Below are 24,463 nucleotides of genomic sequence, written 5' to 3'. Positions count from 1 at the left end.
AGCGGCACTCAGTGCCGTCTATGCAGCCCGTCTAGCCAATGGTGGGCACGCAGCCAGTGCAGCAAATCGTGCAGTGGATGGTCGGTGTGATAGCGCGTGGCGAGTGCCAGCGCCGCGCAGACAAAAACGGCGAGCGCCAGCATGAAACCGGTCGACGAATCGGGCATGGTCGGCTCCCCTGTGACGACAACTGCTTCTACTTCTGCCATTCTAGGACGCCTTTTCGACAATAACAGGCCCCATGCGCGTCAACTAACGGGGGGCAAGCGAGCCTCTGAGCACTGATCGGCTGACGTGCCGCGCGGCTCTAGCTCACCCTCTTCCGTACGTTTTGTGCATGCCGTGCCTCGGATGTCCGTGTTGCATCGGGCCCTCCCGTTACGATTCGCGACGGTATCAACAACGTGCCGTCTCATCGTAGGTGCGTGCCTTTTGAACGACAAATTGCGATTTCGGATTTGAGTTATCGGGCAATCGAATGATTAGCTTCGAGCGATTACCCCCTGTCTCGGCGCCGCCCCCTCTTTGCGGCCGAGCCGTTCGTGCTGTGCCGGCGCCGGCACGTGTGCCGCCTCCCAACGAACGACACCCCCCTTGCCCGTGCAACGCCGCTCGAACTCGACGATGCACTCGCGCACATCAGCGTCCAGCGTATCGACACACGAAGCATCCACAATGAGCGTTGTGGCATCGGGAAGCGCAGCCAGCCTCTCTTTCAAGGCACCCCGCACGAAGCAGGTTGCATCTTTGCGAAAGTGCAGCACAAGCACATCCCCACGCTTTTCGAGCGAGAACGCTCGCACGAGGCTGACGCGCAACGCAAACACGGCGGCGCTTGCGAGCCCGATGACGACACCAGTCAGCAAGTCTATCGTGACGACACCCACCACCGTTGCCGCAAAAGGGAGCAGCCTGTCGATTCCGCCTTTTGCCGAATCCCAAAGGAGCGACGGCTTGGCTAGCTTCATGCCTGTAGCGATCAAAATTGCCGCGAGGCACGCGAGGGGAATCAGATTGAGCACCGACGTCAAGGCGAAGAGACTCGCAAGCAGCAGAAATCCATGAAGCCATGCTGACGCCCTGGTAACAGCACCCGCATTGAGATTGGCGGAACTGCGCACGATGACCGCCGTGATCGGCAGTGCCCCGACGAGGGCTGCCAGCATATTGCCCACCCCTTGAGCCTTCAGCTCGCGCTCCGGCGACGCGGTCTGCCTTTTGGGATCCATCTGTTCGATCGCCTCCAGGCTCAGCAACGTTTCCACGCTGGCGACGATCGCGAGCGTCAACGCCAAACGCCATACTTCGAAGCTGCCGAGCGAAGAGAAATCCGGCGCGCTCAGTACTTGGCCGAGCGATGCAAGCGAATCAAGCGGCGAGACATCCACACGCTGCTCGGCAGACAAGGCAAGCTCCGGCAGAAAGGCGTCGAACAACAGCGTCCCGGCAATCCCGAGCAAGACGACGACCAACGGAGCAGGCACGGCGCCAAGGAAGACTCGCTGCCGCAACCATTTCGCGTCCCACGCCCACAGCACAGCGAACGAGAGCACGGCCAACACGCTCGAGGCCATCGAAACGGATCCGAGCGGCGTTTCCAGCCGGGCGTGTCCGGGGGCCGCACGATGCACCGCGGGTGCGTCGGTATGCAGCCAGTCGAAGGCAACGGGCGTTTGCTTCATGATCAACAGCAAGCCGATTCCGGCAAGCATGCCCTTGATCACGGACGAGGGCATGTAACCCGCAAAGCGGCCCATCTTGAGCGTGCCGAAACAAAACTGGACTACGCCAGCCAGGAACACGGCGCTCAAGAACGCCGGGAACCCGCCGACATCGGCGATGCCTTGCGTCACGATCGCGATAAGCCCGGCAGCGGGTCCGCTCACACTTAACCGCGATCCGCTCAGAAGCGCTACCACGAGTCCCCCGATGACACCTGCGAGGAGCCCGGCCAGCGCGTTCACGCCCGATGCCTGAGCAATGCCTAGGCATAGCGGCAGGGCCACGAGAAAAACCGTCGCGCCCGCGAAGCAATCGCGCGGCAGTGTCGCTAGAAGCTTAGCGTTTGTCATGATCATCGTCACTTAACAAGGTGCGGCCCACGAGCGGGCCTGAGATGTTGCGCCATGCATAAAAGGGAAGCCATGGAACACCGGCAATGTGAATGGCGACCTGCATGACCGGCCCTGCCGCCGCCATTGCCGCCGCCGCCGCCGCCGTTGCCCAGCCCGTCAGCGACCGGCTGCGCTGCGCTGATCGACGTGTTGGCCGGCAGCTCCGCCATGGGCGTCAGGCCAGGACACCTGAGACAGTGGCATCGTTGTGACGTCTGCGGTAGACGTGCCCGTTGCGCCGGTATCGACTGAAGGGTCAATTGCGCGCGCCAAATCTCGAATCAGCCCGTTGCGTACATCGAAGATCCACGCGTGCACGCACACGCGCGGCAACGCATTGCGGACAAGCGGCAAAGTCTCCAGAGTTCTCGCCTGCTCAATGACGTTGAGCTCGGCCAGCCGATCTGCCCGGTTCTCGAGACACGCGATGGCGGCGAGTTCTGCCCCGTGGCGCCGCGCCAACTGGCGCAGCACACCGATGCGATGCTCCACGCGCGGCATGTTGTGGCCAGGCGGCTCGAGTGCCGCCCGCACGCCGCCGCAGCCATTGTGGCCGCAAACGACGACGTCACTCACCCGCAGCACATAAAGCGCGTATTCGAGCACGCTCATCGTGTTGTCGTCGTGCGGCAGAAACAGATTGGCAATGTTTCGGTGCACGAAGATGTCGCCCGGCCGCGCGCCTGTCACGATCTCGGCCGGCACGCGGCTATCCGCGCAACCTATCCAGAGCACCTTGGGCTGCTGCCCCTGCCGCAATCGGTCGAACAGCGCCGGATCGCGACGACCGGCCTCATGCGCCCACGCAACGTTTTGCAAAAGCAATTGATTCGGAAAGCTCATCGGTCGCCCCTCTTTGCCGGAAATCTGCTTTTAAGGATCCTGCATCGCGACAAAGATGTCGGACAAAAAGATTATTGGCACCCACCGGATCGCCACCATGATGCAGAAATGATTTTTTTGTAATTTTTAAGATAGCCTGCGTCCGTACTGTCGGCAGGAATATCGCACCGCCTTTCCCAGCCTGAAGGAGCGGAGATGAAGCCGGATGTCCGCTTTTTCCCGGCCCCGCAGGGAACCATTAACTTATTTTTGAGTCGACCTTCCATAAAAAGCATTCTTTCTTTATGCGATTCGCACAAAGCCGATTTCGCATCGATTCATGGAAACTGAAATGAAACTCCTGATAGTCGAGGACGAAGACAAAACGAGGACCTATTTGAAGCAGGGGCTGACCGAGGCCGGCTTCGTATGCGATTGCGCTGCGGACGGCGTGAGCGGCCTCCACCATCTGCAAACGCAGGCATACGACCTCGCGATTCTGGATGTCATGCTGCCCGGCATGAATGGCTGGGCCATCGTGCAGGAATTGCGCAAGACGCATCGCACGCCTGTGCTCTTTCTCACCGCGCGTGACGATGTCGACTGTCGCGTGAAAGGCCTTGAACTCGGCGCAGACGACTATCTCGCCAAGCCATTCGATTTCGTTGAACTGCTCGCACGCGTGCGATCGCTGCTGCGTCGCGGACAAGCGGGCGAGTCACCCATCCTGCGCGTCGCAAATCTCGAACTCGACCTCGTGCGCCGCAAAGCCAAGCGCCAAGGTAAGACCATACTGCTCACCGCCAAGGAGTTTTCGCTGCTTTGGCTTCTGATGCGCCGTCAGGGCGAGATTCTCCCCCGCTCATTGATCGCCTCGCAGGTCTGGGACATCAACTTCGAGAGCGACACGAACGTCGTCGATGCTGCCATCCGCAGAGTACGCGCGAAGGTGGACGATTCGTACGAGCCGAAGCTGATCCACACCGTGCGTGGAATGGGTTACGTACTCGAACAACGCGACGGCTTCTCGAACCCATGATCGGGCGAGTTCTGCCGAACACGATGCGCTCGCGCCTTGCCGTCCTGTTTGCGCTATCGACATCGATCATTCTCGCCGTCAGTGCAACCTTGCTCTACGAGGCCATTTCCGCATCGACCCTGCAATCGCTGAAACATGAAATGCAAGGCAGCCTGGCGAACGCGATCACGCACATCGACAGCATCAAGGACCTTGATGAGATTCGCAGCGGAGGCGCCGCCACGTTCACCGCATTCGCCAACCCCGAACATCACGCGAAGCTCGATTTCGCCATTTTCGATGACGACGGCAGCGTCGTCGTCAAGAGCGACGGCTTCAGCGGAGGGGACGACGTTCTGCGCGCACAGATCGACGCCATCCCTGTCTGGGTGCAAGCGGCTGACCGAGCCATACGCTATGTGGCGGCCATCGCACCGCTCACCGATGGCCCCCCTGCGGGCCGCGTGCGCATCGCGATTCAGGGCGATTTTCGCGACGCCATCGCTTTTCTGCATCTTTGCGCATTGAGCATCGTGATAGGCGTGTTCGGCGGGGCTGTCGTGGCAGCCATCGTCGCCGATCGAATCGCGGCGTTCGCACTCGAGCCGCTACGACGGCTCGCGGCTCGGGCAGATGAGATCTCATGCAGCCAATTGGCGCACCCGTTGCCGGATGCGGACATGGCCGGCGAGCTGCGTGAGCTCAGTCAGGCATTCAATCGTATGCTGACGCGCCTCGACGAATCGTTTTCACGGCTTACACAGTTCTCGTCAGACCTCGCCCACGATATCCGCACGCCCCTCACGAACCTGCTCGCTCAAGCGCAAGTCGCCCTCTCGCAACCGCGCTCGAATGAGCAATACCGCGCGATCATCGAGTCGAGCGTGGAAGAATTTCAGCGCCTTTCACGCATGGTCGACGATATGCTCTTTCTCGCACGCACCGATGCCCGCCAGCACACCATGCAGTTTCAGCGAGTCGACGCTGGGCAAGAGGTGCTGCGCGTCGCGCGTTACTATGAATCGATCGCGCAGGATCGCGGGATCGCCATTGCGGTGAACGGCCACTGCTCTTTCGACGGCGATCCGCTGCTCGTGCAACGCGCGCTCGGCAACCTGCTATCGAACGCGTGCGCCCATGCGCCGTCCGGCTCCAGTGTGACGATTCAATGCGTGTGCTGCGGCGACGTCGCCATCGTCGCCGTTGCCGATGAAGGGCCCGGCATCGCCGAGGAACATTGGGACCGCATTTTCGATCGTTTTTACCGGCTCGATCCGGCACGCCAGAACTCGGCAACAGGCACCGGCCTCGGGCTTGCGATCGTCAAGTCGATCATGAACAAACACAGCGGCGAATGCCGCGTGCATAGTATCCCCGGCGTGCGCACCACGTTTTCGCTTCACTTTCCACGCGAGCAGCGGTGACGTGCCCGCGAGCAACGCCGCTGCCTCATACCGGAGGGCTGCGACCGATCATGCAGCGCCGCGGCCAGGCTTACCGTCTTTCGTGTCCTACACCTCAGACGAAGCAGCTTTGGAACACCGCCGACGGAGCTGCTATGGAGCACGGCGACGCGGTGATACACTCGCCTCGCAACGGCTTCGCATGAACGTGTATTTCGTTTCGATGAGGAGGCATCCGATGGCTGAATTCCGAATTTGGTCCGACGACTTCCCTAACAACGGCTTCATGCCGAAAGCGCAGGAGTTTCACGACAAGTCGTTCGGCGTGGATGGCAGCGGCGATAACGCATCGCCCACGCTGCAATGGGAAGGGGTGCCGCAAGACGCGCAGAGCCTTGCGCTCACAGTCTTCGATCCGGACACACCTACCGGCAGCGGCTTTTGGCACTGGGTTGTTGCGGACATCGCGCCACACGTGCGTTCGCTGCCCAAGGCCGCTGGCCGGGCCGGCGGATCGCTCTTGCCGAATGGCGCGATCCAGTCGCGCAACGATTACGGCCTCGTCGGCTTCGGCGGTGCCGCGCCGCCGCGTGGCGACAAACCGCACCGCTATATTTTCCGGCTGCACGCGCTCAGAGCGGCGCATTTGCCGATCACGGCCGATACGACAAACGCCATCGCCCGTTTGATGATCCATCTGAACGAAATCGACTCGACGACGTATATCGGCCTTTACGAACTCAAATAGGACCTTCGGCGCGCGTAAGGCGGTATCCGGTATCTTCCCGCCGCCCTCGCGCGAGGAGAGGCGAAACGCAAGCACGCATCGCAGCGACATCCGCGTAGTCACTAGCGCGCGCGTGCTTCGGGTAAAACACGGGTGCGATGCGCGTCATACAAGGCACCCACCCCGCACGCGGTTTGCCGCGCGTTCAGCCGAGGTCATGACGTGCACCGCAAGGGCGTCGAAGGGTTGGCCGCCTACAATTCGGACCTTTGGACCATGGACGGGCGCCCGCACGCCGGTTTTCGCCTGCTTACGATGGAATCAGAACAAGGCCTGCCCACTCCTCGTCGTTACTGGGCCATAGTCGTCATCGCGCTTGGCATCACCCTTTCGGTGCTCGATAGCGCGATCGCGAATGTGGCGCTACCCACTATCGCACGCGATCTCAGAGCAAGTGCTTCTGCATCGATATGGATCGTCAACGCCTATCAGCTCTCGATCACGATCTCGCTGTTGCCGCTTGCCTCGCTGGGCGAGCGCATCGGGTATCGGCGAGTCTATATTGCAGGACTGATGCTTTTCACCGTCGCGTCGCTAGGCTGCGCATTGTCCAATTCGCTTGGCATGCTGGCCGCGACGCGCGTCGTCCAGGGCTTCGGCGCCGCCGGCATCATGAGCGTCAACACGGCACTGGTGCGCGCCATTTATCCGCCGTCCATGCTCGGCCGCGGTGTCGCGATCAACGCAATGGTCGTGGCCGCTGCATCCGCGCTTGGACCCACCGTCGCTTCCGCAGTGCTGGCTGTCGCTCATTGGCCATGGCTCTTCGCGATCAACGTACCTATCGGCATCCTCGCAGCGGCAGGTGCCATGAAGGCGCTGCCGCCGAACGTGCTTCGCGAAGGGGCTTACGACTACGTCAGTGCCGTCATGAATGCATTCGTGTTCGGCCTCACTATCATCACGATCGACGGCGCGGGCCACGGTGAGTCAAAGGTCTGGATAGCCGTGCAGGCGCTCGCGGTCGTCGTCGTCGGGTATGGCTTCGTGCGCCGTCAACTGACGCAAAGCGCGCCTTTGCTCCCCGTCGATCTGCTCAAGATCCCTCTCTTCGCGCTATCGGTCGCGACATCGGTCTGCTCGTTCAGTGCGCAAATGCTCGCTTTCGTCTCGCTCCCGTTCCTGTTTCAAAACACACTCGGGTTGACGCAAGTCCAGACGGGGCTATTGATCACGCCCTGGCCTCTCGCCATCGTCGTCATCGCGCCGATCGCAGGCGTACTCTCCGATCGTTACCCGGCCGGCATCCTCGGCGGCATCGGACTGGCCATGCTCACCCTAGGGCTCGCTATGCTCGCCACACTCGGCTCGCATCCCAGCGCGTTCGACATTGGCTGGCGCATGGCGCTATGCGGCGCGGGCTTTGGTGCGTTCCAGGCGCCGAACAACCGGCAGTTGCTGTCTTGCGCACCGCGCGAACGCAGCGGCGGGGCAAGCGGCATGCTCGGCACCGCGCGTTTGACCGGGCAAACATTGGGCGCGGCGCTCGTCGCGCTCATCTTCGACATTGCGCCCATCAACGGACCGACCGTCGCGCTCGGTGTGGCTGCGGCATTCTCGGCCACCGCCTCATGCGTGAGCCTGCTACGGCTCAGGCAGCCGCGCCGCGCTGTGGTTTGAGTGCTCACACACGCGCGGCCATGACCCGCCGCGCGGGTTAAGCGGTGAGTCGTCGACAAACCTACTGACTGGCACCCTGTTCAACGATTTTCAAGTGGTTCTTGACAGAGCGCACGCCCGACACGCCATTGACGATTTCCTGCGCATGCTGCTTCTCAGCGGTGCTCGGTACCGTGCCGGTCAGCGAGACGACGCCGTGGTGCGTCGTCACATGTATTTTTCCCGAGTCCAGATCTTTTGCTCCCATGAGCTGCGCTTTGGTCTTGGTCGTGATCGTGCTGTCACTGACGTTCTGGCCAACCGAATCCGAGGCCGACCCCGAACTGTTTGCGCCAGCTTGCCCCGACTGCGAGCCGCTTTGAGCCGCAGCACTCACGGCCAACACGACAAAGCCCAACGCGGCCGCGATTCTTAAGGTTAAGGCGGTCGATGCTTTCACGTTTGTCATCTCCTGCTTGATTGACGGGATCGTCGAGCTTCGCCCAATCATGTAGGTGCCCGACACACGGCGAGCGTGCCGATTTATCAAGCGCAACCATCGTGCCGATGCAGCGCAATTCAACTTGTCGCGATTCAGCTTTCTTATAGAAACGACTGACAAATGCGGCGCGCTTTTTGCAACGCCGCGTGTAAAACGTTCTGCGCGCCATGCGGCATGGCGCGCGCCTTTGAGGGCTCTGGTCAACCGGCGGCCTGCCTTTGCGCCGCATGGTATAAGCGTTGCTTGAGGAATCGGCATCTGTGAGCGAGGACATCGAACATGCCGACTCTCGAACTGCGCAGCAAACAACACGTCGCACTGACCCCCCGTCTGCAACAATCAGTGCGGCTGCTGCAGTTGTCGTCGCTGGAGTTTCAGCGCGAGCTGCGGCAGGCCCTCGACACGAATCCTTTTCTTGAGTGCGAAGATCCTCTCTTGGAAGAAAACCACGAGGGAACGAACGGCGGGCTCGCGCCACATGGTGGCGCAGATTCGCCGACGTTGAGCGATGCGCCGGCACCCGCCGATACAGCCGACGGTTTCGAGGGGCTCGCCAGTGCAGAGGCGCCGGCACCGTCGGCGGCAGAAGACGCCGGCGATTTCACACAGGATTGGTCGCTGCGCACATCCTCACGCCATAACAGCGATGCCGACGACGTCGACCCGGGTGCTTGGGCCCATGCTCAGCCGACCATGCACGAGCATTTGCACACCCTGCTGCATCTTTATCCCCTGAATGAGCGCGACCGCGCTGCGGCGCAGATCGTCATCGAGGCACTCGACGACGACGGCTATCTGCGTGAATCGCTGGCCGATCTGGCCGAGGCATTCGAGGCAGACCCCCCGTTGACCGAGGAGGAGTTGCGCGTCACGCTGAGGCTCGTGCAAACGCTGGACAGGCCGGGTGTCGGCGCGCGTTCGCTCTCTGAATGCCTGATGCTCCAACTCGATGTGCTGCCGTCTGATACGGCCGGCCGCGCCGTTGCCCGCGAGATCGCAGAGCACCATCTCGAGCGGCTTGCGCGCCGCGAGCACGCCGAGTTGCAAAAGCAGATCGGCTGCTCGGCCCAGGAACTGCGCACGGCGTGCGCACTCGTGCGCCGCCTCGATCCGAAACCGGGCGAGTACTACGGTCGCGCCGACAATAACTATGTGATTCCCGACGTGATTGTGCGCAAGCTCAAGAACCGCTGGGTGGCAACGATCAACCCCGCCGTGCTGCCGCGCGCACGCATTCATCGCGTTTATGCGGAGCTTTTCGCGCAATCGGGCGGCACTGGCTCGCCGCTCGCGCAGCAGTTGCAAGAGGCGCGCTGGCTGCTGCGCAACGCCGAACAGCGTTTCACAACGATTCAGCGCGTCGCGCAATGCATCGTTTCTTACCAGAAGTCGTTCTTCGATTACGGCGAGATCGCGCTCAAACCACTGGTCCTCAGCAAGTTGGCCGACGAGCTCGGCCTGCACGAGTCGACGGTCTCACGTGCATCGAGCAACAAGTACATGGCAACGCCGCGCGGCATCTTCGAGTTCCGCCACTTCTTTCCGCGCGAGCTCGCCACCGAAACCGGCGGCCGTTGCTCCGCCGCCGCGGTGCGTGCGCTCATCAAAGAGATGATCGAGCAGGAAGACCCGCGCAACCCCGTATCGGACGTCACGCTCGCCAGAATGCTCACACAGGAAGGCATGATTGTCGCGCGCCGCACCGTGGCGAAGTACCGCAACCTGCTGAAGCTGCCACCTGCGCAATTACGCAAACAAGGCTACTGAGATCTCGTCTGAACGCTTGGTAATTTCAATAGATGAACAGGCCGATCTCGCTGGCTCGGCCCATTTTGTTAGGTGTGCAGACGATCTGCAGTACGGAACAATGCGATGCACGTCTTGGGGCACCGTACATCAGCGTTGACGCGACGCATGAATCCGTCGGCGCGGTGCCGCATGCCTACGACCGAAGGACATGATCGGCATTGAGCGCCGACGTCGAGCGGTGCGAAAGGCGCACGCATTCACGCGTCTTGCTCGATGCCGAGATCGCGCTGATAGTCGAGTCCTTCCGCACGGGCTCCGCCCTGGTTATACGCGCCGTCCGGCGGCGCGTTCGGTGCTACGCGGTTTTGGCCGGACGGATCGGTCGACGGTGGAGCGGCGCCGCCCGTGTTCTTGAGTGTGCGCCGAGATGCAAAGCGCGCAGAGCGAGAGCGCCGTAACGCTGGATGTCTCATTGAATGCCTCCGCTCAATGGCCTGCTGGCTCAGTTATCCCGCATGAAAGTCTAGGACATCCGCGCCGATTTCGAGCAGTAACAATTGCGTCAAGGTTGTAACGGGTACATTGCCGCCTCCATGCGCGCGGGCAGCACGCGCATGGCTTGCGGTGTATCACGCGAAACGGGCGGTGGATCGCCGATAGGCGGGCTCGGTGGCTCTGGCGGCTCACGCTCAGGCTCGGGATGAGGGCCTGGCGGATCTTTCGTCGGCGGTGGGCCGGACGGTTCGGGTTCGGGCGTGTGAAGACGACGATCTTCACTCATGAATGCTTGCATCGCAGACTCCTTGCCGAACAACTTTGTTCACGCGACGCGGCCGGCTTCGCGCGGTGCAGCCGTCGCGCGGCGGCGCGCATGCCGCCTTCCATCGTCTTGCAGTCACGCGAGCAATCGGTTTGCCCAGTGCGGGCTGGGATGCTCGGCAAGCCCTGCCCTTCAGCGGGCCTGCGTTCAAGCGTGGAGAAATAACGCGGACGCAACAGGCGTTCTTTCCCGTAGTTAGTTAGTGCAGTGTCTTCTGTTGCGCAATGTATCGAGCACACAGCAAGGACATAGCTTTCGGCCGGCGAGGCCATTCGCACAATACGTGCTGGTCAGCATGAAGCTGCACAGGGGCTACATGAACACCATCGGCACGCGGCCCCGGAAGGTGCGCTCAGAACCTCACTTTCCCGCCGCGCGCTCGCCCGCTTCCCCTCGATCACTGGCGGCGGCGTCGCTTTCGCCAGATGTCGTCTTCTGAACCTCGTCGTTGTACTCCACCAGCCGGTTATAGAGCGTTTTCAGGCTGATTCCGAGGATTTCAGCGGCACGCGTCTTGACGCCGCCGCATTGCTCAAGCGTGGCTAGAATCAACTGCCGATCGGCGACAGCCAGCGATGTGCCGAATGGAATCATCACTGCCGTGCCCGTCGATGGCTTCGAAAGCGAGATCTGCAGCGGCACCGCCGCGGTGGTATCCGAATCGGCACCCGCCATGATGTAGGCGCGCTGAACGTAATTCTTGATCTCGCGCACATTGCCGGGCCACGGGTACGACAGCATCATCTCCTTCGCTGTCGGCGGAAACTGCTTGTTGGTGCCGTGACGATCATTGAGCTCGGCAAGAAACGCCTGAGCGAGCAACCAGACGTCGTTGCCGCGCTCGCGCAGCGGCGGCAGACTGATCGGAAAGACGTTGAGCCGATGATAAAGATCGAGCCGGAGCTTGCCTTCGAGCACCGCCTGCTCCGGGTCTCGGTTGGTCGCAGCGATGACGCGCACATCCGTTTCGATTTCCTTCGTCGTACCGACCCGCATGAACATGCCTGTCTCGAGCACGCGCAGGAATTTGACCTGGAGCTCGGCGGGCATTTCGGTGATTTCGTCGAGAAAAATCGTCCCGCCGCTCGCACGCTCGAAGTAGCCCTTGTGCTGACGATCCGCTCCCGTGAACGAACCGCGTTCGTGCCCGAACATTTCGGATTCGATGAGATTGGGCGAGATCGCACCGCAATTGACGGCGAGGAACGCATGCTTGCGGCGCAGGCTCAACTCGTGGATCGTCTGCGCGGCCACCTCCTTGCCCGTACCGGATTCGCCGACAAGCAGGACAGACGCCGCAGTAGGCGCGACGCGGCTGATCTGATCATAGACGGACTGCATCGCGGGCGAGCTGCCCAGCATGAAGCCGAAGCGGCCCATGCGTCGTAACTCGCCCCGTAGCGTGCCGATCTGCGCCTTGAGATCGCCTGCGCGCGGCAAGCGGTCGAGCACGGCCTTCACACGCTGCATGTTGATCGGCTTGACGAGATAGTCGGAGGCACCCATCTTGAGCGCAGTCACAGCCGATTCGACGGTCGCATGCCCGGTAATGACGACGATCTCCACACCGGAGCGCGGATCGAGATCTTCGAAGAGATCGACCCCGCTGCCGTCCGGCAGTTGCAAGTCGGTGAAAACGACGTCAGGCGTCTGCCGCACGAGCTGAATGCGAGCCTCGCGTAGGTCGCCGGCGATTGCCGTCGTTAGACCGTCCTCCGCGATGATCGATACAAGCGCTTCGCGCGTGGACGGGTCGTCATCAACAATCAGCACATGTGGCATGGCGTTTTGTCTGAATGAACTCGAGAATCGGAGCGAGCCTCGATGCGGATAGCGCTCGCGCCAGCCCGACCATACACGCTATTTTGCCTGCGCGCGGCGTTCCAGGCGACTCGGGGCATTCACCGGGGCCCGCTGCGGTTCCGTTGGTTCTGTTGTGGGCCCGCTATGCGGAAAAACCCACTCGTGCAACGTGCCACCGACGTGCGGCACCGAACCGCGCCAGGCATCGTGATCTGCGGCTGGCGCCGCCTGTGCGACCGACGCGAGCGCACCGCCTTCGCCCTCCCAGCGGGTCAATTCGCTCATGAACCGTGCCTGCGACGCGCGGCGCTTCTGAGCCCAGCGCCACGCCATCACGCCCCCTACTGCAACGAGCGCACCGACAATGCCGATCTTGGGATTAGCCATCTGATCGCCCTCGCATTTCCTCGAATTGAACGAAGCGGGCGTTCGACTACGCTTTCCGAGCAATCGAACGCGTCTCTTGGGGCCAACCTTTTTTATCCGATTCCGTTTGTGTCAGCGAGTTCCGTGCCATCCTCCGAGATGCGTGCGAAATTTACGTGTCGAATCGGCCACAGCGACTTTGCACGCGTAGCAGGGGCTGCACGTGGTTAAATACCGTTTGGAACCCCCACATGAGAATCGCCGGCTCATCAACCGAGTGGCGGCCGGCGCATCGACGAGACTGCGACACATGGCGGCGTCAAGCGATTTCGACACACTGGCGGCATCGGAAGACGGTGCCGCCCGGCGATTCGACAAGGGCCTCGCACGCGATGCGGCGGGACTCGAGTCATATGGCATGCTCTACGGCTCCTCGCCCGCGATGCTCAGTCTGTACGAGCAAATCGAGCGGGTAGCGGCCACCGATGCCACAGTGCTCATCGTCGGCGAATCAGGCACCGGCAAAGAACTGATCGCCCGCACGATTCATCAGCGCAGCGCGCGCCACGAGGGCCCCTTCGTCGCCGTCAACTGCGGCGCGATACCGGACAACCTCATCGAAGCAGAGCTTTTCGGTCATGAGCGCGGCAGTTTCACGGGGGCCGTGCAGGGACGCGCGGGCTACTTCGAGAATGCCAACGGCGGCACGCTTTTTCTGGACGAGGTAACGGAGATGATGCCTGTGCGGCAGGTCAAGCTGCTGCGCGCGCTCGAAACCGGCAAGTTCTACCGTGTCGGCGGCACGGAGCTTTTGCACAGCGACGTGCGCGTCATCGCGGCGACGAACCGTGACCCGCTCGTGGCGGTCAAGGAAAACGGGTTGCGCGAAGACCTCATGTACCGGCTCGCCGTGTTTCCGCTGCGTGCCCCACCGCTGCGCGAGCGCGAGGGCGATCGGGAGCTGCTCGCACAGCACTTCCTCGCCGAGCTCAATGCGCAGGAACACACGAATAAAGCGTTCAGCAAGCGCGCGAGGGAAACATTACGCACCTACACGTGGCCCGGCAACGTGCGCGAACTCAAGAACAGCGTCTACCGCGCGTTCATCCTTGCGGAGAAAGTCGTCGAGATCGAGCATCCAAGGCTCGCCTCGCGATCGAAAAAGGCCGTGACTCAAGGGGATGTCATGAGCATTTGGGTCGGCACGCCGCTCGCGGAGGCGCAGCGGCAGATCATCCTTGGGACGCTCAAGCACTGTGGCGGAGACAAACGCCGAGCCGCAAAGGCGCTCGGCGTGAGCCTGAAGACGCTGTATAACCGCCTCGGCGCCTACGAGGAGGAAGAGGACGTTCCGCCGAGCGAAAGCTGAAGACGACCGGGCGTTACGATTCGACGTCCTCGAGGCTGAAGATTTCCGTCTGATCGTTATACGAAAAGATCTCTCCGTAGCGCCCCCAGTTGATGACCGCGTCGAGCGTTTCCTCGGCGGCGCTGTCCGACAGGAAATCCTCGAGCTCTTGCTCGAAGCGCACGCGCGGCGCCCGATGCCCGGGGCGCTCATTGAGCACCTTCTTGATTCGCGCGGCAAGCGGCACGTGCCGCAGCAAATGCTCGGCGAACATCATCTTGCGCTCTTGCGTGCCCAGCTCCGCAAATACGCGCGCCGGCGGCGTCAGGAAAATGTCGCCTTCGCGCACATCAGTAAAGCCGAGATGCTGGAGCACTTCGGCGATCGGAAACAGATCGTCCACCTCGAGATGGAGGGTGCGCGCGATCTCCGGCATGTCGGCACGGCCGTGATAAGGCGGTGCCGCCAACGTTTCGATAAGACCCGCCATGAGGTTGGTCGAAACGCTTGGCAGCCAGCTGCCGAGCTCGAGCCCCTTTTTCGTCGACTCGTCGGTGCGGCGTGCCGTCATCTTCGCGTAGATGTCGTCGACGAGGCGCCTGAACGCGGGATCGAGCCGGTTGCGCGGGTGCGCAAACGGCACCTTGATCTCCGCGATGAGGCGGCCCGGATTCGACGATAGCACCAGGATCCGGTCGCACATGAACACGGCTTCCTCGATGTTGTGCGTGACGATCAGCATCGACTTGATCGGCATGCGCCCCTGTGTCCAGAGATCGAGCAAGTCGGTACGCAGCGTCTCCGCCGTCAGCACGTCAAGCGCCGAAAACGGCTCGTCCATGAGCAGCAGAATCGGATCGACGACGAGCGCACGCGCAAAGCCGACGCGTTGCCGCATACCGCCCGAAAGCTCGCGCGGATAGGCGTTTTCAAAGCCGTCAAGGCCAATCAGATCAATGGCGGCAAGCGCGCGCTCGCGCCGCTCGCGCGCCGGCACGCCTTGCGCCTCGAGGCCAGCCTCCACATTCTGGAGCACCGTGAGCCACGGAAAGAGCGCGAAGGTCTGGAACACCATGGCGACGCCGGCGGCTGGCCCCGAAAGCGGCTTGCCGAGATAGTCGACGTGGCCGGCCGTCGGGCCGATGAGACCGGCGATGATGCGCAAGAGCGTCGATTTTCCCGAGCCCGAGCGCCCGAGCAGGCCGACGATCTCGCCCTCGCGCAGCGACAGATTGACGTCGTCGAGCACCAGCAGCTCGCCCTGGGCTTTGGAAAACCCACGGCGGACGTCCTTGACGTTAAGGACTTCTGCGCCGAGGCGAGGCGCCAGGGAGGCGCCCGCCGAGGACACGGAAGGCGCAGGCGACGTGGCGCTCAGATCAGCTTTGGGATTTTGCATTGCGCTTCACTTTTGGTAGGGCCCGCGGGGATGTCCCGCGTCAGTCGAGCCGAAGCTTGGATTCGGCGTAGGCATACAGCGGCCGCCACAGCAACCGGTTGGATAGTGTGACGAAAAGCGACATCACGGCAATGCCGAGGATGATCTTCGGAAAGTCGCCGGCGGCCGTGGTCTGCGCGATGTAGGCGCCAAGACCATGCGCCACAACGTGCGTATCACCCCACTGCACGGCCTCCGAGACGATGCTCGCATTCCATGCGCCACCTGACGCCGTGATCGCACCCGTCACATAGTACGGAAAAATGCCCGGCAGCATCACCTGCCTCCACCACTGCCAGCCGCGAATGCGGAAATTGACTGCCGCCTCGCGGTAGTCGTTCGGGTAAGCCGTCGCGCCCGCGATCACGTTGAAGAGGATATACCACTGCGTGCCGAGCACGATGAGCGGCGAAAGCCAAATGTCGGGATTGAGATCGAAACGAACAATCACGATCACGAATACCGGAAACAGCAAATTCGCGGGGAACGCGGCCAGGAACTGTGCGAGCGGCTGGAACTTTTCAGCGAGAGCGGGCCGCAGACCAATCAGCACACCCAGCGGCACCCAGATCAACGAGGAAATCGCGATCAGGATCGAGACCCGCAGCAACGTGTAAATGCCAAGCATGATCACGTGCCCGACCTCGCCCATCGTCACTCCCGTACGCACGTACGCGACGACACGCCAGACGACATACGCCGTTGCACCGATGAGCAGGAGAGCCCAAACGATATCGCCGGCCAGCGTGCGCTTCTTCGCCACCGGCCGCTCGCGCTCCATCCTGCGGCGAGACCGCGGCAGCCGCAGCGGTACGCGCGCGAGCCCCGAAAGCAGCCACCCGATCGGAACGAATAGCCGATGGATGAGGCGAGTGCGCCGTACGATATCGAGCACCCACGATTCGGGCGCATTACCTGAGCTCGTCGTCTCCATGCGGAACTTGTCGCCCCAAGCGACGAGCGGACGGAACATGAGCTGATCGTAGGCGAGAATCACGATCGCCATGGTGAGAATCACCCAGCCCACCGCGACGAGATTGCGCTCCGCAATGGCCTGAGCGAGGTATGCGCCGATGCCGGGCAAGGTGATCGTGTTGTTGCCGACGGTAATGGCTTCGGACGCCACAACGAAGAACCAACCGCCCGACATCGACATCATCGTGTTCCAGACGAGGCCCGGCATCGAGAACGGCACTTCGAGCTTCCAAAAGCGCTGCCACCCCGTGAGGTGAAAGCCCCTCGACACTTCATCGAGATCGCGCGGCACTGTGCGTAGCGACTGATAGAAGCTGAACGTCATGTTCCAGGCCTGACTCGTGAAGATCGCGAAGATCGCTGCCAACTCCGCACCGAGCACACGCTTTGGAAAGAGCGCGAGGAAGAACGTCACGGTAAAGGAGATGTAGCCGAGCACCGGCACCGACTGGAGGATATCGAGAATCGGAATCAGCACCATCCCCGCGCGCCGACTCTTCGCTGCAAGCGTGCCGTAAGCGAGCGTGAAGATGAGCGAGACCACGATCGCAGCGAGCATGCGCAACGTCGTGCGCAGCGCGTACTCGGGCAGATTCGCCGGATCGAGCGAGATCACCTGCGTCTTGAGCGTCGAGATCGGCGCCATCGTCTCGTGAAAGCCGATGGCCGCGATGGCGATCAGACAGATGATGAGCGGAAACGCAACGAAATCCCATCGGTTCGGCAAAAGCCGCCAAGCCGACGCGTTCGCCGTACGGCTCAAGTTGAAGCCAAAATCCATTAAGCACCCTCCCCGTCATGGTGCGAAGCAGCCGCCGCCTCGGGCGCCGAGCGATGATCGACGAGCCCGCATACGATGGCGCCAGGCGTGGTGTAACCGCGCAATGCGAGAGGCGTGCGCGAGCAATCTGAGCAGTCCGGAACTCGGAATAAAAGCATGGCGAAGCAACGGAATGCGGTGATTCGTCGGCTGCAGACGATCAAGCGCCCAGCGGCCCAATTTCTATCTTTTTTGACGGCACGACACTACTACAACCTGCATGACACTCACAACCGCAGGGGCCGTCCCACCGCGCGGCCAATCGCATGGTGAGCTTCAACGTCGTTCGTGTCGGTCATACTCGACGGTTGATCGACGGCAAGCCTCGCAACGTGCATTGGTGCACTGGCGAAATTATGCCGGGAAGTGGGCTCCGGGGAAACCCGAAGTGTGGCAAGCGCGCCGCAGCAATAGTGACTAAGCGGGTATCATCGGCCTGTCATGGCGACGAGCCGCCGATCACTTGGCTACTTGGAGGTGCGCATGAAGGGCAATCTGGTCATCATCTGTCGTGATGAAGACGCGCAGGCGTTCGACGTATTGATGGCCGACTACGGCGCATATCAAATCCGGTTGTCGTCGACGGCATGGTACCTGAAGCTCGAGGCGGCACCCGAGCAGGTGCAGGAAGACATCCTCGCGAAACTTGGCAAGTACACCACGCACTACATTTTTGGTGCCGACAGCGTCACCTACAACACCGTCGACAGTGAGGCCGCCTCCGCGCTCGACACGCTTTTTGCGTAACACGACCGCGTTCGCGACGCGCGACGATACCACGTCCATCAGGAGCATGACCAAGCCCCAAGGCAGCGCGCGGCCGGCACGCCACCCGCGCTACCAGGCCGTCTCGGAGTGAGCCGCGACGCGCGCCTGCGTCTCGCGCGAAAAGGTCATGGCGACGCGCAGACCGCCCTCTGCGGAGTTGCCGATGTCACAAATGCCGCCCAGCCTGCGCACGAGCCGCTCGACGATGGCCAGACCGAGCCCGCTATGCCCGTTACCGCCACGCGCCGGATCGAGCCGGACGAACGGCCGGCTTGCGTGAAAAAGATCCTGCGGCGCGATGCCCTGGCCGTGGTCGCTGACGCTGAGAAGCCACCCCTCGGCCGTGCGTGCCGTCTTGACGACGACGGGCGGCGCGCCGTAGGCATGGGCGTTGTCGAGCAGATTGGCAAGAATGCGGTCGAGCGTCGCGGTCGGCAGGCGAAAACCCGCACCCGCCGACAAATCCGTCTGCACCGTCGGCGTTGCGGGTGCGACGGCGCGATAGCCGCGAGCAATGCGCTCGCAATGTGCATCGACTTCGATCATCTCGCTACTGTCGATGCCGTCATGCGCGAAGACAAGGAACTGGTCGACGATGTGCGTCATCGAATCCACATCACGCACTACGCCGTCACGCTGCTTCACGTCTTCCATCATTTCCGCGCGCAGCCGCATGCGCGCGAGCGGCGTGCGCAGATCGTGCGCAATGCCGGCCAACATTACGGCGCGATCCTTCTCCGCCCGCGATACCTCTCGGACCATCTGATTGAAGCCGTGCGTGAGATCCCGCAACTCCCGCGGCCCGCCCTCGGGCACCGGCGGCACCGGCTGGCCGCGGCCGAAGCGCGCGACCGCGTTGGCGAGCGCGCTGAGCGGCCGCTGCAGCCGCCATGCGGCGAAGAGCGCAGAAGCAACAGCCAGCACCAGGATGATTGCAAGCCAAATGAAAAGTCGGTCGATCGAGCGCGGCGCGCGCAGCGAGGCGACCGGCACGACGACCCAATGGTCGTCGCCGGGCTCGTGGACCCAAAGCTTCGGAGCACGCCCCGGCTCGGCGATGCGCACCTCGGAGCCTGACGGCAGCCGCTCGCGTACGTCCTCGATGAAACGCGCCAGCGGCGCCGGCACGTCCTCATGCACTCGCGGGGCGTCGGGGCTCGACAGCGCGACAATATTCACGCGCGAAGGCAGCGGCGCGCTGGGCGCACGCGCGGTGTGCTCGCGTACGGCCTCGACGAGAAACGCGGCCTCCTCGACCGCGTAGCGCGACTGGGCGTAGGTGCGATCCCACCGGACCATCAGATAGCCGGCAACATGCGAAATCAGCAGGACGGCGACGACGAGCAGCGCCAGCCGCCCGAACAGCGAATCAATGGGACGGCGCATTGGGCTCGCCGTTCGGCACGAAGACGTAACCACGGCCGCGCACCGTCTGCACGAATCGCGGCGACGAGGGATCGGTCTCCAGAATTCGGCGCAGGCGCCACACTTGCACGTCGATGCCGCGGTCAGTGCCGTCGTACTCGGGGCCGTGCAGCAGCTCGAGCAGCCGCTCGCGCGTCAGCGTGCGCATCGGATGATTGACGAAAATCTTGAGCAGGGCGAACTCGCTGCCCGAAAGCGCGAGCGGCTTGCCATCCAGGTTCAGCGTGCGCGTTTCGAAATCGAGCACGAAACGGCCGAACGCAAACGGCTCGCGTTGCTCGGGCGCAGCCGACGGCACGGTGCGGCGGCGCCGCAGCACGGCCTGAACGCGGGCGAGCAGTTCTCGGGGGTTGAACGGCTTGCCCAGATAATCGTCGGCGCCCAGCTCTAGTCCGACGATACGGTCGACATCGTCCGCGCGCGCAGTCAGCATGATGACGGGGATATCGTCGCCCGCCGCACGCAGTTTGCGCAGCGCCGTCAGGCCGTCGACACCCGGCATCATCAGGTCGAGCACGATGAGATCGGGACGCTCGCGCTCGAGCCGCCGCTCGAGATTGGCGGCGTCATGCAGCACCGAAACTTCGATGCCCTGACGAACGAGGTAGTCGCGCAACAAATCGCGCAGCTCGGCGTCGTCGTCAACGATGAGGATTTGAGTAGCCATGGCAGGAAGTTTATCGCGAGCCCGCCGCCGCCCGGGCGACAGGGGCTGTCATAAGGGTTACGGTGCATTACCGCAAAAGCGCCGGGTAATTGCGCGTAATCGGCCTTCGCGACGCCGTAACACGCCGAAAGCCGACCGTAGCTAGCCTAGAGTCTGTCCGCGCCAACAGCAAAACTCAAGCACGAGCCAGCTGTCATTGGTGTCGATTCACCCGAGGGTCAACGACGGCGCATTGTGCCTATCGGCGGACATAGCGATTTTTCTCATTACTGGAGTCATCCATGAATCCGATTTTCCGCACGTCGTCACGTTTTCTGGTCGTCGCGGCTGCGGCGCTCGCCGCAACGTTCGGCACTGTCTACGCAGCCGGAGAAAGCGCGCCCGCGAGCGCTCCCGGTTGGCACGGGGCGCATCACGGTCACGGCCCCTTCGGGATGCGGCGGCTTGAAGCGCTGCATGCGCAGCTGCATCTCACGCCGCAGCAAGAGACGAAGTGGCAAGACGCGATCGCGGCAATGAAGCAGAACCGGGAAGCGATGCACGCCAACCATGAAAAGATGCGGCAAGAATTCAGCGCCGCGCGCCAACAGTCGATTCTCGACCTCGACGCGCTGCACGCTGCGCATCAGCAGTTCCAGGAGCAAGAATCGCAGTTGCACGAAAAGACGGCAACGACGTGGCTCGCCTTCTATGACAGCCTGAACGATCAGCAGAAGACGACGGTCAGCACGGCCATCAAGCAGCAGTTCGCGAAAATGGAAGCCCGCCGCGAAAAAATGCGCGAGCACTGGGAACACCACCACCACAGTGGTGCCGCGAGCGACGCTGCACCCGCGCAGTAAGCCGCAGGTCCACCCTGCCTGACGCGCTCAGCCGCGCGTCGTTTCAATACGTTGTCCGCCATGCCGCGCGCCTTCGGGCCCGCGGCATTTTTTGTTGGCCTGGCAACTTGCCCGGTGTTACCCCGCCAACCTCATCGGTGGCGAAGCCGTCCGCTTCGGTTAAAATCGCCGCTTTTACGATACGTCAGAGGAAACCCGATATCCGCGCCGAGAGCGCTCCACTGTCTCGGCCCGCTCACAGCCAGCCATTTTGGCGACATAAAATGTTGCGTCGCGCCCTTTTGGCGCACCGTCAAGGACTGCACGACCCACCATGCTCCTCGAAGGCTATGGCCCGCTGATCCTCGCCGGCACTTGGCAGACCGTGAAGCTCGCGGTCCTCTCGCTCTCGCTCGCCTTCGTGCTGGGGCTGCTCGGCGCTGCGGCGAAGCTCTCGAAAAACCGTTTCTCATACGGGCTCGGCGCGGTCTACACGACGCTCGTGCGCGGCGTACCCGATCTCGTGCTGATGCTGCTGCTCTTCTACAGCATCCAGATCTGGCTCAATGAGCTGACCGATTTCGCCGGGTGGGAGCAAATCGACATCGATCCCTTCGTCGCCGGCGTCATCGTGCTCGGCTTCATCTACGGCGCCTACTTCACGGAGACTTTCCGCGGCGCCTTTTTGTCCGTGCCGCGCGGTCAGCTCGAAGCAGGCGCCGCCTTCGGCATGACCGCATGGCAAACCTTCTCCCGCATCATGTTCCCGCAGATGATGCGCTTCGCGTTGCCGGGCATCGGTAACAACTGGCAGGTCATGGTGAAAGCGACAGCGCTCGTTTCGATCATCGGGCTTGCGGATGTCGTCAAGGCGACGCAGGACGCTGGCAAGGGTACGCTGCGTTTTTTCTTCTTTATGCTGATTGCGGGCGCGATTTATCTGGCGATCACGACGATCTCGAACCTGGTGCTGCTCTGGCTCGAAAAGCGCTATTCGATCGGCGTGCGCAAGGCCGAGCTATAACCCATGATCGAGCTCCTCCACGACTACTGGCGCAATTACCTCTTTACCGACGGCTACCGTGTCACGGGGCTCGCGATCACACTATGGCTTTTGGTCGTCTCGATCAGCATCGGCTTTTGCCTGTCCGTGCCGCTCGCGGTCGCCAGAGTGTCGAACAATCGCTTCATCTCGGGCGCAGTCTGGCTTTATACCTACATCTTTCGCGGCACGCCGCTCTACGTGCAACTTCTGCTGTTCTACACGGGCATCTACAGCTTCGAAGTGGTGCGCTCGCATGCGTTGCTCAACGATTTTTTCCGCGACGGCATGCACTGCACGCTGCTTGCCTTCGCACTCAATACCTGCGCCTATACAACCGAGATTTTTGCCGGCGCGATCAAGACGACGCCCTATGGCGAGATCGAGGCAGCGCGTGCCTACGGCATGTCGCGCTTCACGCTCTACCGGCGCGTGATCCTGCCCTCCGCGCTGCGCCGTGCACTGCCCCTCTATAGCAATGAGGTCATTCTCATGCTGCATGCGACGACGGTCGCCTTTACGGCTACCGTGCCCGATATCCTCAAGATCGCGCGTGACGTCAACTCAGCCACCTACATGTCATTCGAGGCGTTTGGCATCGCCGCACTGATCTATCTCGCCATCTCCTTTGCCCTAGTAGGCCTTTTCCGTCTCGCCGAGAAACACTGGCTCGCCTACCTCCGGCCGCAAGGCAAGTAAAACGGAACCCTTCTTGCGATGCACAAGCTCTTTATCGACACACTCCATAAGTGCTACGGCGACCACGAGGTTTTGAAGGGCGTGTCGCTTGCCGCCAACGCGGGGGACGTGATCAGCGTCATCGGCTCCTCCGGCTCAGGCAAAAGTACGATGCTCAGGTGCATTAACTTCCTCGAGCAACCGACCTCAGGGCGCATCGTCGTCGATGGCGAGGAAATCCGCACGCGCAAAGACAAGACGGGGTTACGCGTGGCTGATCCAAAGCAACTGCAGCGCATGCGGACCAAGCTGGCCATGGTGTTCCAGCATTTCAATTTGTGGGCGCACATGACGGTGCTGGAGAACGTGATCGAAGCGCCCGTCCATGTGTTGGGCATCTCACGCCGGGAGGCCGAGGAGCGCGCACGGGGCTACCTCGAGAAGGTCGGGCTCGCGCCGCGGCTCGAAAAGCAATATCCGTCACATTTGTCGGGCGGTCAGCAGCAGCGCGTGGCCATTGCGCGCGCGCTCGCCATGCACCCTGATGTCATGCTCTTCGACGAACCGACTTCGGCGCTCGATCCCGAACTCGTGGGTGAAGTGCTGAAAGTGATGCAGCGGCTTGCCGAGGAAGGCCGCACGATGATTGTCGTTACGCACGAAATGAGCTTCGCGCGCAACGTCTCCAATCATGTCGTTTTCTTGCACCAAGGGTGCATCGAGGAAGAAGGGCGGCCCGAAGACGTGTTCGGCAACACGCGAAGCGAGCGGCTCAAGCAGTTCCTCTCTGGCAGCCTCAAGTAACGCCCCTCCCCCCCCACCCACCCCCATCCATCACCCCGCCCGAGGTCCCTCGGGCGACCGTGAATTGCGGCATGCCCTGGCACCTCGCCCGAGGGCTCACATGACTGCCGCTTTGCGCAGATTGCACATGACCTAGGCGCGAATGCGCGTTCTGCCGCGTCACGCGCACGTGCGCCTTCCGCCGCTTCTGATCTTCCCTTCTTTTCCCCTTTCTCCCGACCCGGCCCTCGTCGCCCCCCTTCGTTGGCCTGCTCCTTGTCGCCAATGCAGTACTCGACTTCGAGTGTCCCGCCTTCGCCTTGCGTGACGGGGCTCCGCGCGCACGCCCTCTGCGTGGCAGAAAGTTCCACCCTAGTGAGATTTTTCTAAAACTACGGCATCCATGCCTAAAATCATGTAATTTTGGTTAAATTGGTAGCCAAAGTACAACACCATCACACATAAAACGTAGTTTTACTCCATTTTAGATGAGGCAAAGCGGGCCGCTGCATTGGCTCGCGTGCAATTAGCAGTGGAGTGGCATCACTTTTGACAGGGTTAAGAAGGAGGAGACGATGAAGAAAGCAGGGCTCGCGGCGGCACTCATGTCTGCTGGCGTCATGGCGCATGCGCAAACGAGCGTGACGCTATACGGACGCATCGACGCCGGCATCGAATACATCAGCGGGCTGCCCAACAACAGCTACACGGGCTC

The 24,463-nt window shown here is 62.1% G+C and carries 24 protein-coding genes; 12 read left to right on the top strand and 12 right to left on the bottom strand.

Features of this window, described 5'->3' with window-relative positions; all coding sequences use genetic code 11:
• Nucleotides 1–8 precede the first annotated feature (8 nt).
• The 3 genes from VL598_RS04320 to VL598_RS04310 form a co-directional block, all read right to left on the bottom strand.
• Complete coding sequence (locus VL598_RS04320) at nucleotides 9–209, bottom strand: hypothetical protein (protein WP_325325462.1); 201 nt, start codon at nucleotides 207–209, stop codon at nucleotides 9–11.
• Nucleotides 210–482: 273 nt separating this feature from the next.
• Nucleotides 483–2,072 (bottom strand): SulP family inorganic anion transporter, encoded by a 1,590-nt coding sequence (locus VL598_RS04315; RefSeq protein WP_325325461.1) that lies wholly within the window; start codon nucleotides 2,070–2,072, stop codon nucleotides 483–485.
• Nucleotides 2,073–2,231: 159 nt separating this feature from the next.
• A complete protein-coding gene (locus VL598_RS04310) occupies nucleotides 2,232–2,957 on the bottom strand; it encodes a carbonic anhydrase (RefSeq protein ID WP_325325460.1) in 726 nt (241 codons plus the stop codon).
• Between the two features lie 331 nt (nucleotides 2,958–3,288).
• On the opposite strand from VL598_RS04310, the gene VL598_RS04305 reads away from it, so the two are divergent.
• The 4 genes from VL598_RS04305 to VL598_RS04290 all read left to right on the top strand — a co-directional run bounded on the left by VL598_RS04305 (nucleotide 3,289) and on the right by VL598_RS04290 (nucleotide 7,764).
• Nucleotides 3,289–3,975 (top strand): heavy metal response regulator transcription factor, encoded by a 687-nt coding sequence (locus VL598_RS04305; protein ID WP_325325459.1) that lies wholly within the window; start codon nucleotides 3,289–3,291, stop codon nucleotides 3,973–3,975.
• Nucleotides 3,972–5,378, top strand: coding sequence for a heavy metal sensor histidine kinase (locus VL598_RS04300; protein ID WP_325325458.1), 1,407 nt, complete (start codon nucleotides 3,972–3,974; stop codon nucleotides 5,376–5,378). The genes VL598_RS04305 and VL598_RS04300 overlap by 4 nt, the downstream gene beginning before the upstream one ends.
• 217 nt (nucleotides 5,379–5,595) lie before the next feature.
• Nucleotides 5,596–6,105, top strand: coding sequence for a YbhB/YbcL family Raf kinase inhibitor-like protein (locus tag VL598_RS04295; protein WP_325325457.1), 510 nt, complete (start codon nucleotides 5,596–5,598; stop codon nucleotides 6,103–6,105).
• A gap of 294 nt (nucleotides 6,106–6,399) precedes the next feature.
• Nucleotides 6,400–7,764 carry an MFS transporter gene (locus tag VL598_RS04290; RefSeq protein WP_325325456.1) on the top strand — a complete coding sequence of 455 codons (1,365 nt, stop codon included), beginning with the start codon at nucleotides 6,400–6,402 and terminating at the stop codon, nucleotides 7,762–7,764.
• A gap of 61 nt (nucleotides 7,765–7,825) precedes the next feature.
• On the opposite strand, the gene VL598_RS04285 is transcribed toward VL598_RS04290, so the two are convergent.
• Complete coding sequence (locus VL598_RS04285) at nucleotides 7,826–8,203, bottom strand: BON domain-containing protein (RefSeq protein ID WP_325325455.1); 378 nt, start codon at nucleotides 8,201–8,203, stop codon at nucleotides 7,826–7,828.
• Between the two features lie 321 nt (nucleotides 8,204–8,524).
• Here VL598_RS04285 and VL598_RS04280 point away from each other — a divergent pair, with 321 nt between their 5' ends.
• Nucleotides 8,525–10,012 carry an RNA polymerase factor sigma-54 gene (locus VL598_RS04280; RefSeq protein WP_325325454.1) on the top strand — a complete coding sequence of 496 codons (1,488 nt, stop codon included), beginning with the start codon at nucleotides 8,525–8,527 and terminating at the stop codon, nucleotides 10,010–10,012.
• A 239-nt stretch (nucleotides 10,013–10,251) separates the two neighbouring features.
• Here VL598_RS04280 and VL598_RS04275 read toward each other — a convergent pair whose 3' ends face one another.
• The 4 genes from VL598_RS04275 to VL598_RS04260 form a co-directional block, all read right to left on the bottom strand.
• The gene (locus tag VL598_RS04275; protein ID WP_325325453.1) at nucleotides 10,252–10,467 is read right to left on the bottom strand and encodes a hypothetical protein; all 216 of its coding nucleotides are present in this window, start codon (nucleotides 10,465–10,467) and stop codon (nucleotides 10,252–10,254) included.
• Nucleotides 10,468–10,556: 89 nt separating this feature from the next.
• Nucleotides 10,557–10,787, bottom strand: coding sequence for a hypothetical protein (locus VL598_RS04270; RefSeq protein WP_325325452.1), 231 nt, complete (start codon nucleotides 10,785–10,787; stop codon nucleotides 10,557–10,559).
• A gap of 387 nt (nucleotides 10,788–11,174) precedes the next feature.
• Nucleotides 11,175–12,596 carry a sigma-54 dependent transcriptional regulator gene (locus VL598_RS04265; protein WP_325325451.1) on the bottom strand — a complete coding sequence of 474 codons (1,422 nt, stop codon included), beginning with the start codon at nucleotides 12,594–12,596 and terminating at the stop codon, nucleotides 11,175–11,177.
• Between the two features lie 78 nt (nucleotides 12,597–12,674).
• On the bottom strand, nucleotides 12,675–13,004 hold the full coding sequence (locus VL598_RS04260; protein WP_325325450.1) for a hypothetical protein: 330 nt from the start codon (nucleotides 13,002–13,004) through the stop codon (nucleotides 12,675–12,677).
• 289 nt (nucleotides 13,005–13,293) lie between these two features.
• Between VL598_RS04260 and VL598_RS04255 the strand changes: the two genes are divergently transcribed.
• Nucleotides 13,294–14,352, top strand: a complete 1,059-nt coding sequence (locus VL598_RS04255) for a sigma-54 dependent transcriptional regulator (RefSeq protein ID WP_325325449.1) — start codon at nucleotides 13,294–13,296, stop codon at nucleotides 14,350–14,352.
• A 13-nt stretch (nucleotides 14,353–14,365) separates the two neighbouring features.
• On the opposite strand, the gene VL598_RS04250 is transcribed toward VL598_RS04255, so the two are convergent.
• The gene (locus VL598_RS04250) at nucleotides 14,366–15,730 is read right to left on the bottom strand and encodes a nitrate/sulfonate/bicarbonate ABC transporter ATP-binding protein (RefSeq protein WP_325325448.1); all 1,365 of its coding nucleotides are present in this window, start codon (nucleotides 15,728–15,730) and stop codon (nucleotides 14,366–14,368) included.
• 40 nt (nucleotides 15,731–15,770) lie between these two features.
• Nucleotides 15,771–17,525: an ABC transporter permease subunit gene (locus tag VL598_RS04245; protein ID WP_325325447.1), complete on the bottom strand. Its 1,755-nt coding sequence runs from the start codon at nucleotides 17,523–17,525 to the stop codon at nucleotides 15,771–15,773.
• Between the two features lie 522 nt (nucleotides 17,526–18,047).
• On the opposite strand from VL598_RS04245, the gene VL598_RS04240 reads away from it, so the two are divergent.
• Nucleotides 18,048–18,311, top strand: coding sequence for a hypothetical protein (locus tag VL598_RS04240; RefSeq protein ID WP_325325446.1), 264 nt, complete (start codon nucleotides 18,048–18,050; stop codon nucleotides 18,309–18,311).
• A gap of 90 nt (nucleotides 18,312–18,401) precedes the next feature.
• Here the strand turns inward: VL598_RS04240 and VL598_RS04235 are convergent, their stop codons facing one another.
• Together VL598_RS04235 and VL598_RS04230 are read right to left on the bottom strand one after the other, a co-directional pair.
• On the bottom strand, nucleotides 18,402–19,718 hold the full coding sequence (locus VL598_RS04235; protein ID WP_325325445.1) for an ATP-binding protein: 1,317 nt from the start codon (nucleotides 19,716–19,718) through the stop codon (nucleotides 18,402–18,404).
• Nucleotides 19,702–20,424 carry a response regulator gene (locus VL598_RS04230; RefSeq protein WP_325325444.1) on the bottom strand — a complete coding sequence of 241 codons (723 nt, stop codon included), beginning with the start codon at nucleotides 20,422–20,424 and terminating at the stop codon, nucleotides 19,702–19,704. Before VL598_RS04230 ends, VL598_RS04235 begins: the two co-directional genes overlap by 17 nt.
• A 290-nt stretch (nucleotides 20,425–20,714) precedes the next feature.
• On the opposite strand from VL598_RS04230, the gene VL598_RS04225 reads away from it, so the two are divergent.
• From VL598_RS04225 to VL598_RS04205, 5 genes are all read left to right on the top strand, one after another.
• On the top strand, nucleotides 20,715–21,266 hold the full coding sequence (locus VL598_RS04225; RefSeq protein ID WP_325325476.1) for a periplasmic heavy metal sensor: 552 nt from the start codon (nucleotides 20,715–20,717) through the stop codon (nucleotides 21,264–21,266).
• A gap of 313 nt (nucleotides 21,267–21,579) precedes the next feature.
• Nucleotides 21,580–22,269, top strand: a complete 690-nt coding sequence (locus tag VL598_RS04220) for a histidine ABC transporter permease HisQ (protein ID WP_325325443.1) — start codon at nucleotides 21,580–21,582, stop codon at nucleotides 22,267–22,269.
• Between the two features lie 3 nt (nucleotides 22,270–22,272).
• A complete protein-coding gene (locus VL598_RS04215; protein WP_325325442.1) occupies nucleotides 22,273–22,986 on the top strand; it encodes an ABC transporter permease in 714 nt (237 codons plus the stop codon).
• Nucleotides 22,987–23,004: 18 nt separating this feature from the next.
• On the top strand, nucleotides 23,005–23,769 hold the full coding sequence (locus tag VL598_RS04210) for an ABC transporter ATP-binding protein (RefSeq protein ID WP_325325441.1): 765 nt from the start codon (nucleotides 23,005–23,007) through the stop codon (nucleotides 23,767–23,769).
• 554 nt (nucleotides 23,770–24,323) lie between these two features.
• Nucleotides 24,324–24,463 (top strand): porin (locus VL598_RS04205; protein ID WP_325325475.1); only part of this gene is annotated, 140 nt, incomplete at its 3' end.

Origin of the sequence: Trinickia sp. (genome assembly GCF_035492435.1) — a bacterium.
In the GTDB taxonomy this organism is placed as follows: domain Bacteria; phylum Pseudomonadota; class Gammaproteobacteria; order Burkholderiales; family Burkholderiaceae; genus Trinickia.
This window is presented reverse-complemented; position numbering and strand designations above follow the sequence as displayed.

What these genes read in the sequence shown, in the direction of transcription:
- VL598_RS04320 (WP_325325462.1), bottom strand. Translation starts at nt 209, where the DNA reads ATGGCAGAAGTAGAAGCAGTTGTCGTCACAGGGGAGCCGACCATGCCC.
- VL598_RS04315 (WP_325325461.1), bottom strand. Translation starts at nt 2,072, where the DNA reads ATGACAAACGCTAAGCTTCTAGCGACACTGCCGCGCGATTGCTTCGCG.
- VL598_RS04310 (WP_325325460.1), bottom strand. Translation starts at nt 2,957, where the DNA reads ATGAGCTTTCCGAATCAATTGCTTTTGCAAAACGTTGCGTGGGCGCAT.
- VL598_RS04305 (WP_325325459.1), top strand. Translation starts at nt 3,289, where the DNA reads ATGAAACTCCTGATAGTCGAGGACGAAGACAAAACGAGGACCTATTTG.
- VL598_RS04300 (WP_325325458.1), top strand. Translation starts at nt 3,972, where the DNA reads ATGATCGGGCGAGTTCTGCCGAACACGATGCGCTCGCGCCTTGCCGTC.
- VL598_RS04295 (WP_325325457.1), top strand. Translation starts at nt 5,596, where the DNA reads ATGGCTGAATTCCGAATTTGGTCCGACGACTTCCCTAACAACGGCTTC.
- VL598_RS04290 (WP_325325456.1), top strand. Translation starts at nt 6,400, where the DNA reads ATGGAATCAGAACAAGGCCTGCCCACTCCTCGTCGTTACTGGGCCATA.
- VL598_RS04280 (WP_325325454.1), top strand. Translation starts at nt 8,525, where the DNA reads ATGCCGACTCTCGAACTGCGCAGCAAACAACACGTCGCACTGACCCCC.
- VL598_RS04275 (WP_325325453.1), bottom strand. Translation starts at nt 10,467, where the DNA reads ATGAGACATCCAGCGTTACGGCGCTCTCGCTCTGCGCGCTTTGCATCT.
- VL598_RS04270 (WP_325325452.1), bottom strand. Translation starts at nt 10,787, where the DNA reads ATGCAAGCATTCATGAGTGAAGATCGTCGTCTTCACACGCCCGAACCC.
- VL598_RS04265 (WP_325325451.1), bottom strand. Translation starts at nt 12,596, where the DNA reads ATGCCACATGTGCTGATTGTTGATGACGACCCGTCCACGCGCGAAGCG.
- VL598_RS04260 (WP_325325450.1), bottom strand. Translation starts at nt 13,004, where the DNA reads ATGGCTAATCCCAAGATCGGCATTGTCGGTGCGCTCGTTGCAGTAGGG.
- VL598_RS04255 (WP_325325449.1), top strand. Translation starts at nt 13,294, where the DNA reads ATGGCGGCGTCAAGCGATTTCGACACACTGGCGGCATCGGAAGACGGT.
- VL598_RS04250 (WP_325325448.1), bottom strand. Translation starts at nt 15,730, where the DNA reads ATGCAAAATCCCAAAGCTGATCTGAGCGCCACGTCGCCTGCGCCTTCC.
- VL598_RS04245 (WP_325325447.1), bottom strand. Translation starts at nt 17,525, where the DNA reads ATGGATTTTGGCTTCAACTTGAGCCGTACGGCGAACGCGTCGGCTTGG.
- VL598_RS04240 (WP_325325446.1), top strand. Translation starts at nt 18,048, where the DNA reads ATGAAGGGCAATCTGGTCATCATCTGTCGTGATGAAGACGCGCAGGCG.
- VL598_RS04235 (WP_325325445.1), bottom strand. Translation starts at nt 19,718, where the DNA reads ATGCGCCGTCCCATTGATTCGCTGTTCGGGCGGCTGGCGCTGCTCGTC.
- VL598_RS04230 (WP_325325444.1), bottom strand. Translation starts at nt 20,424, where the DNA reads ATGGCTACTCAAATCCTCATCGTTGACGACGACGCCGAGCTGCGCGAT.
- VL598_RS04220 (WP_325325443.1), top strand. Translation starts at nt 21,580, where the DNA reads ATGCTCCTCGAAGGCTATGGCCCGCTGATCCTCGCCGGCACTTGGCAG.
- VL598_RS04215 (WP_325325442.1), top strand. Translation starts at nt 22,273, where the DNA reads ATGATCGAGCTCCTCCACGACTACTGGCGCAATTACCTCTTTACCGAC.
- VL598_RS04210 (WP_325325441.1), top strand. Translation starts at nt 23,005, where the DNA reads ATGCACAAGCTCTTTATCGACACACTCCATAAGTGCTACGGCGACCAC.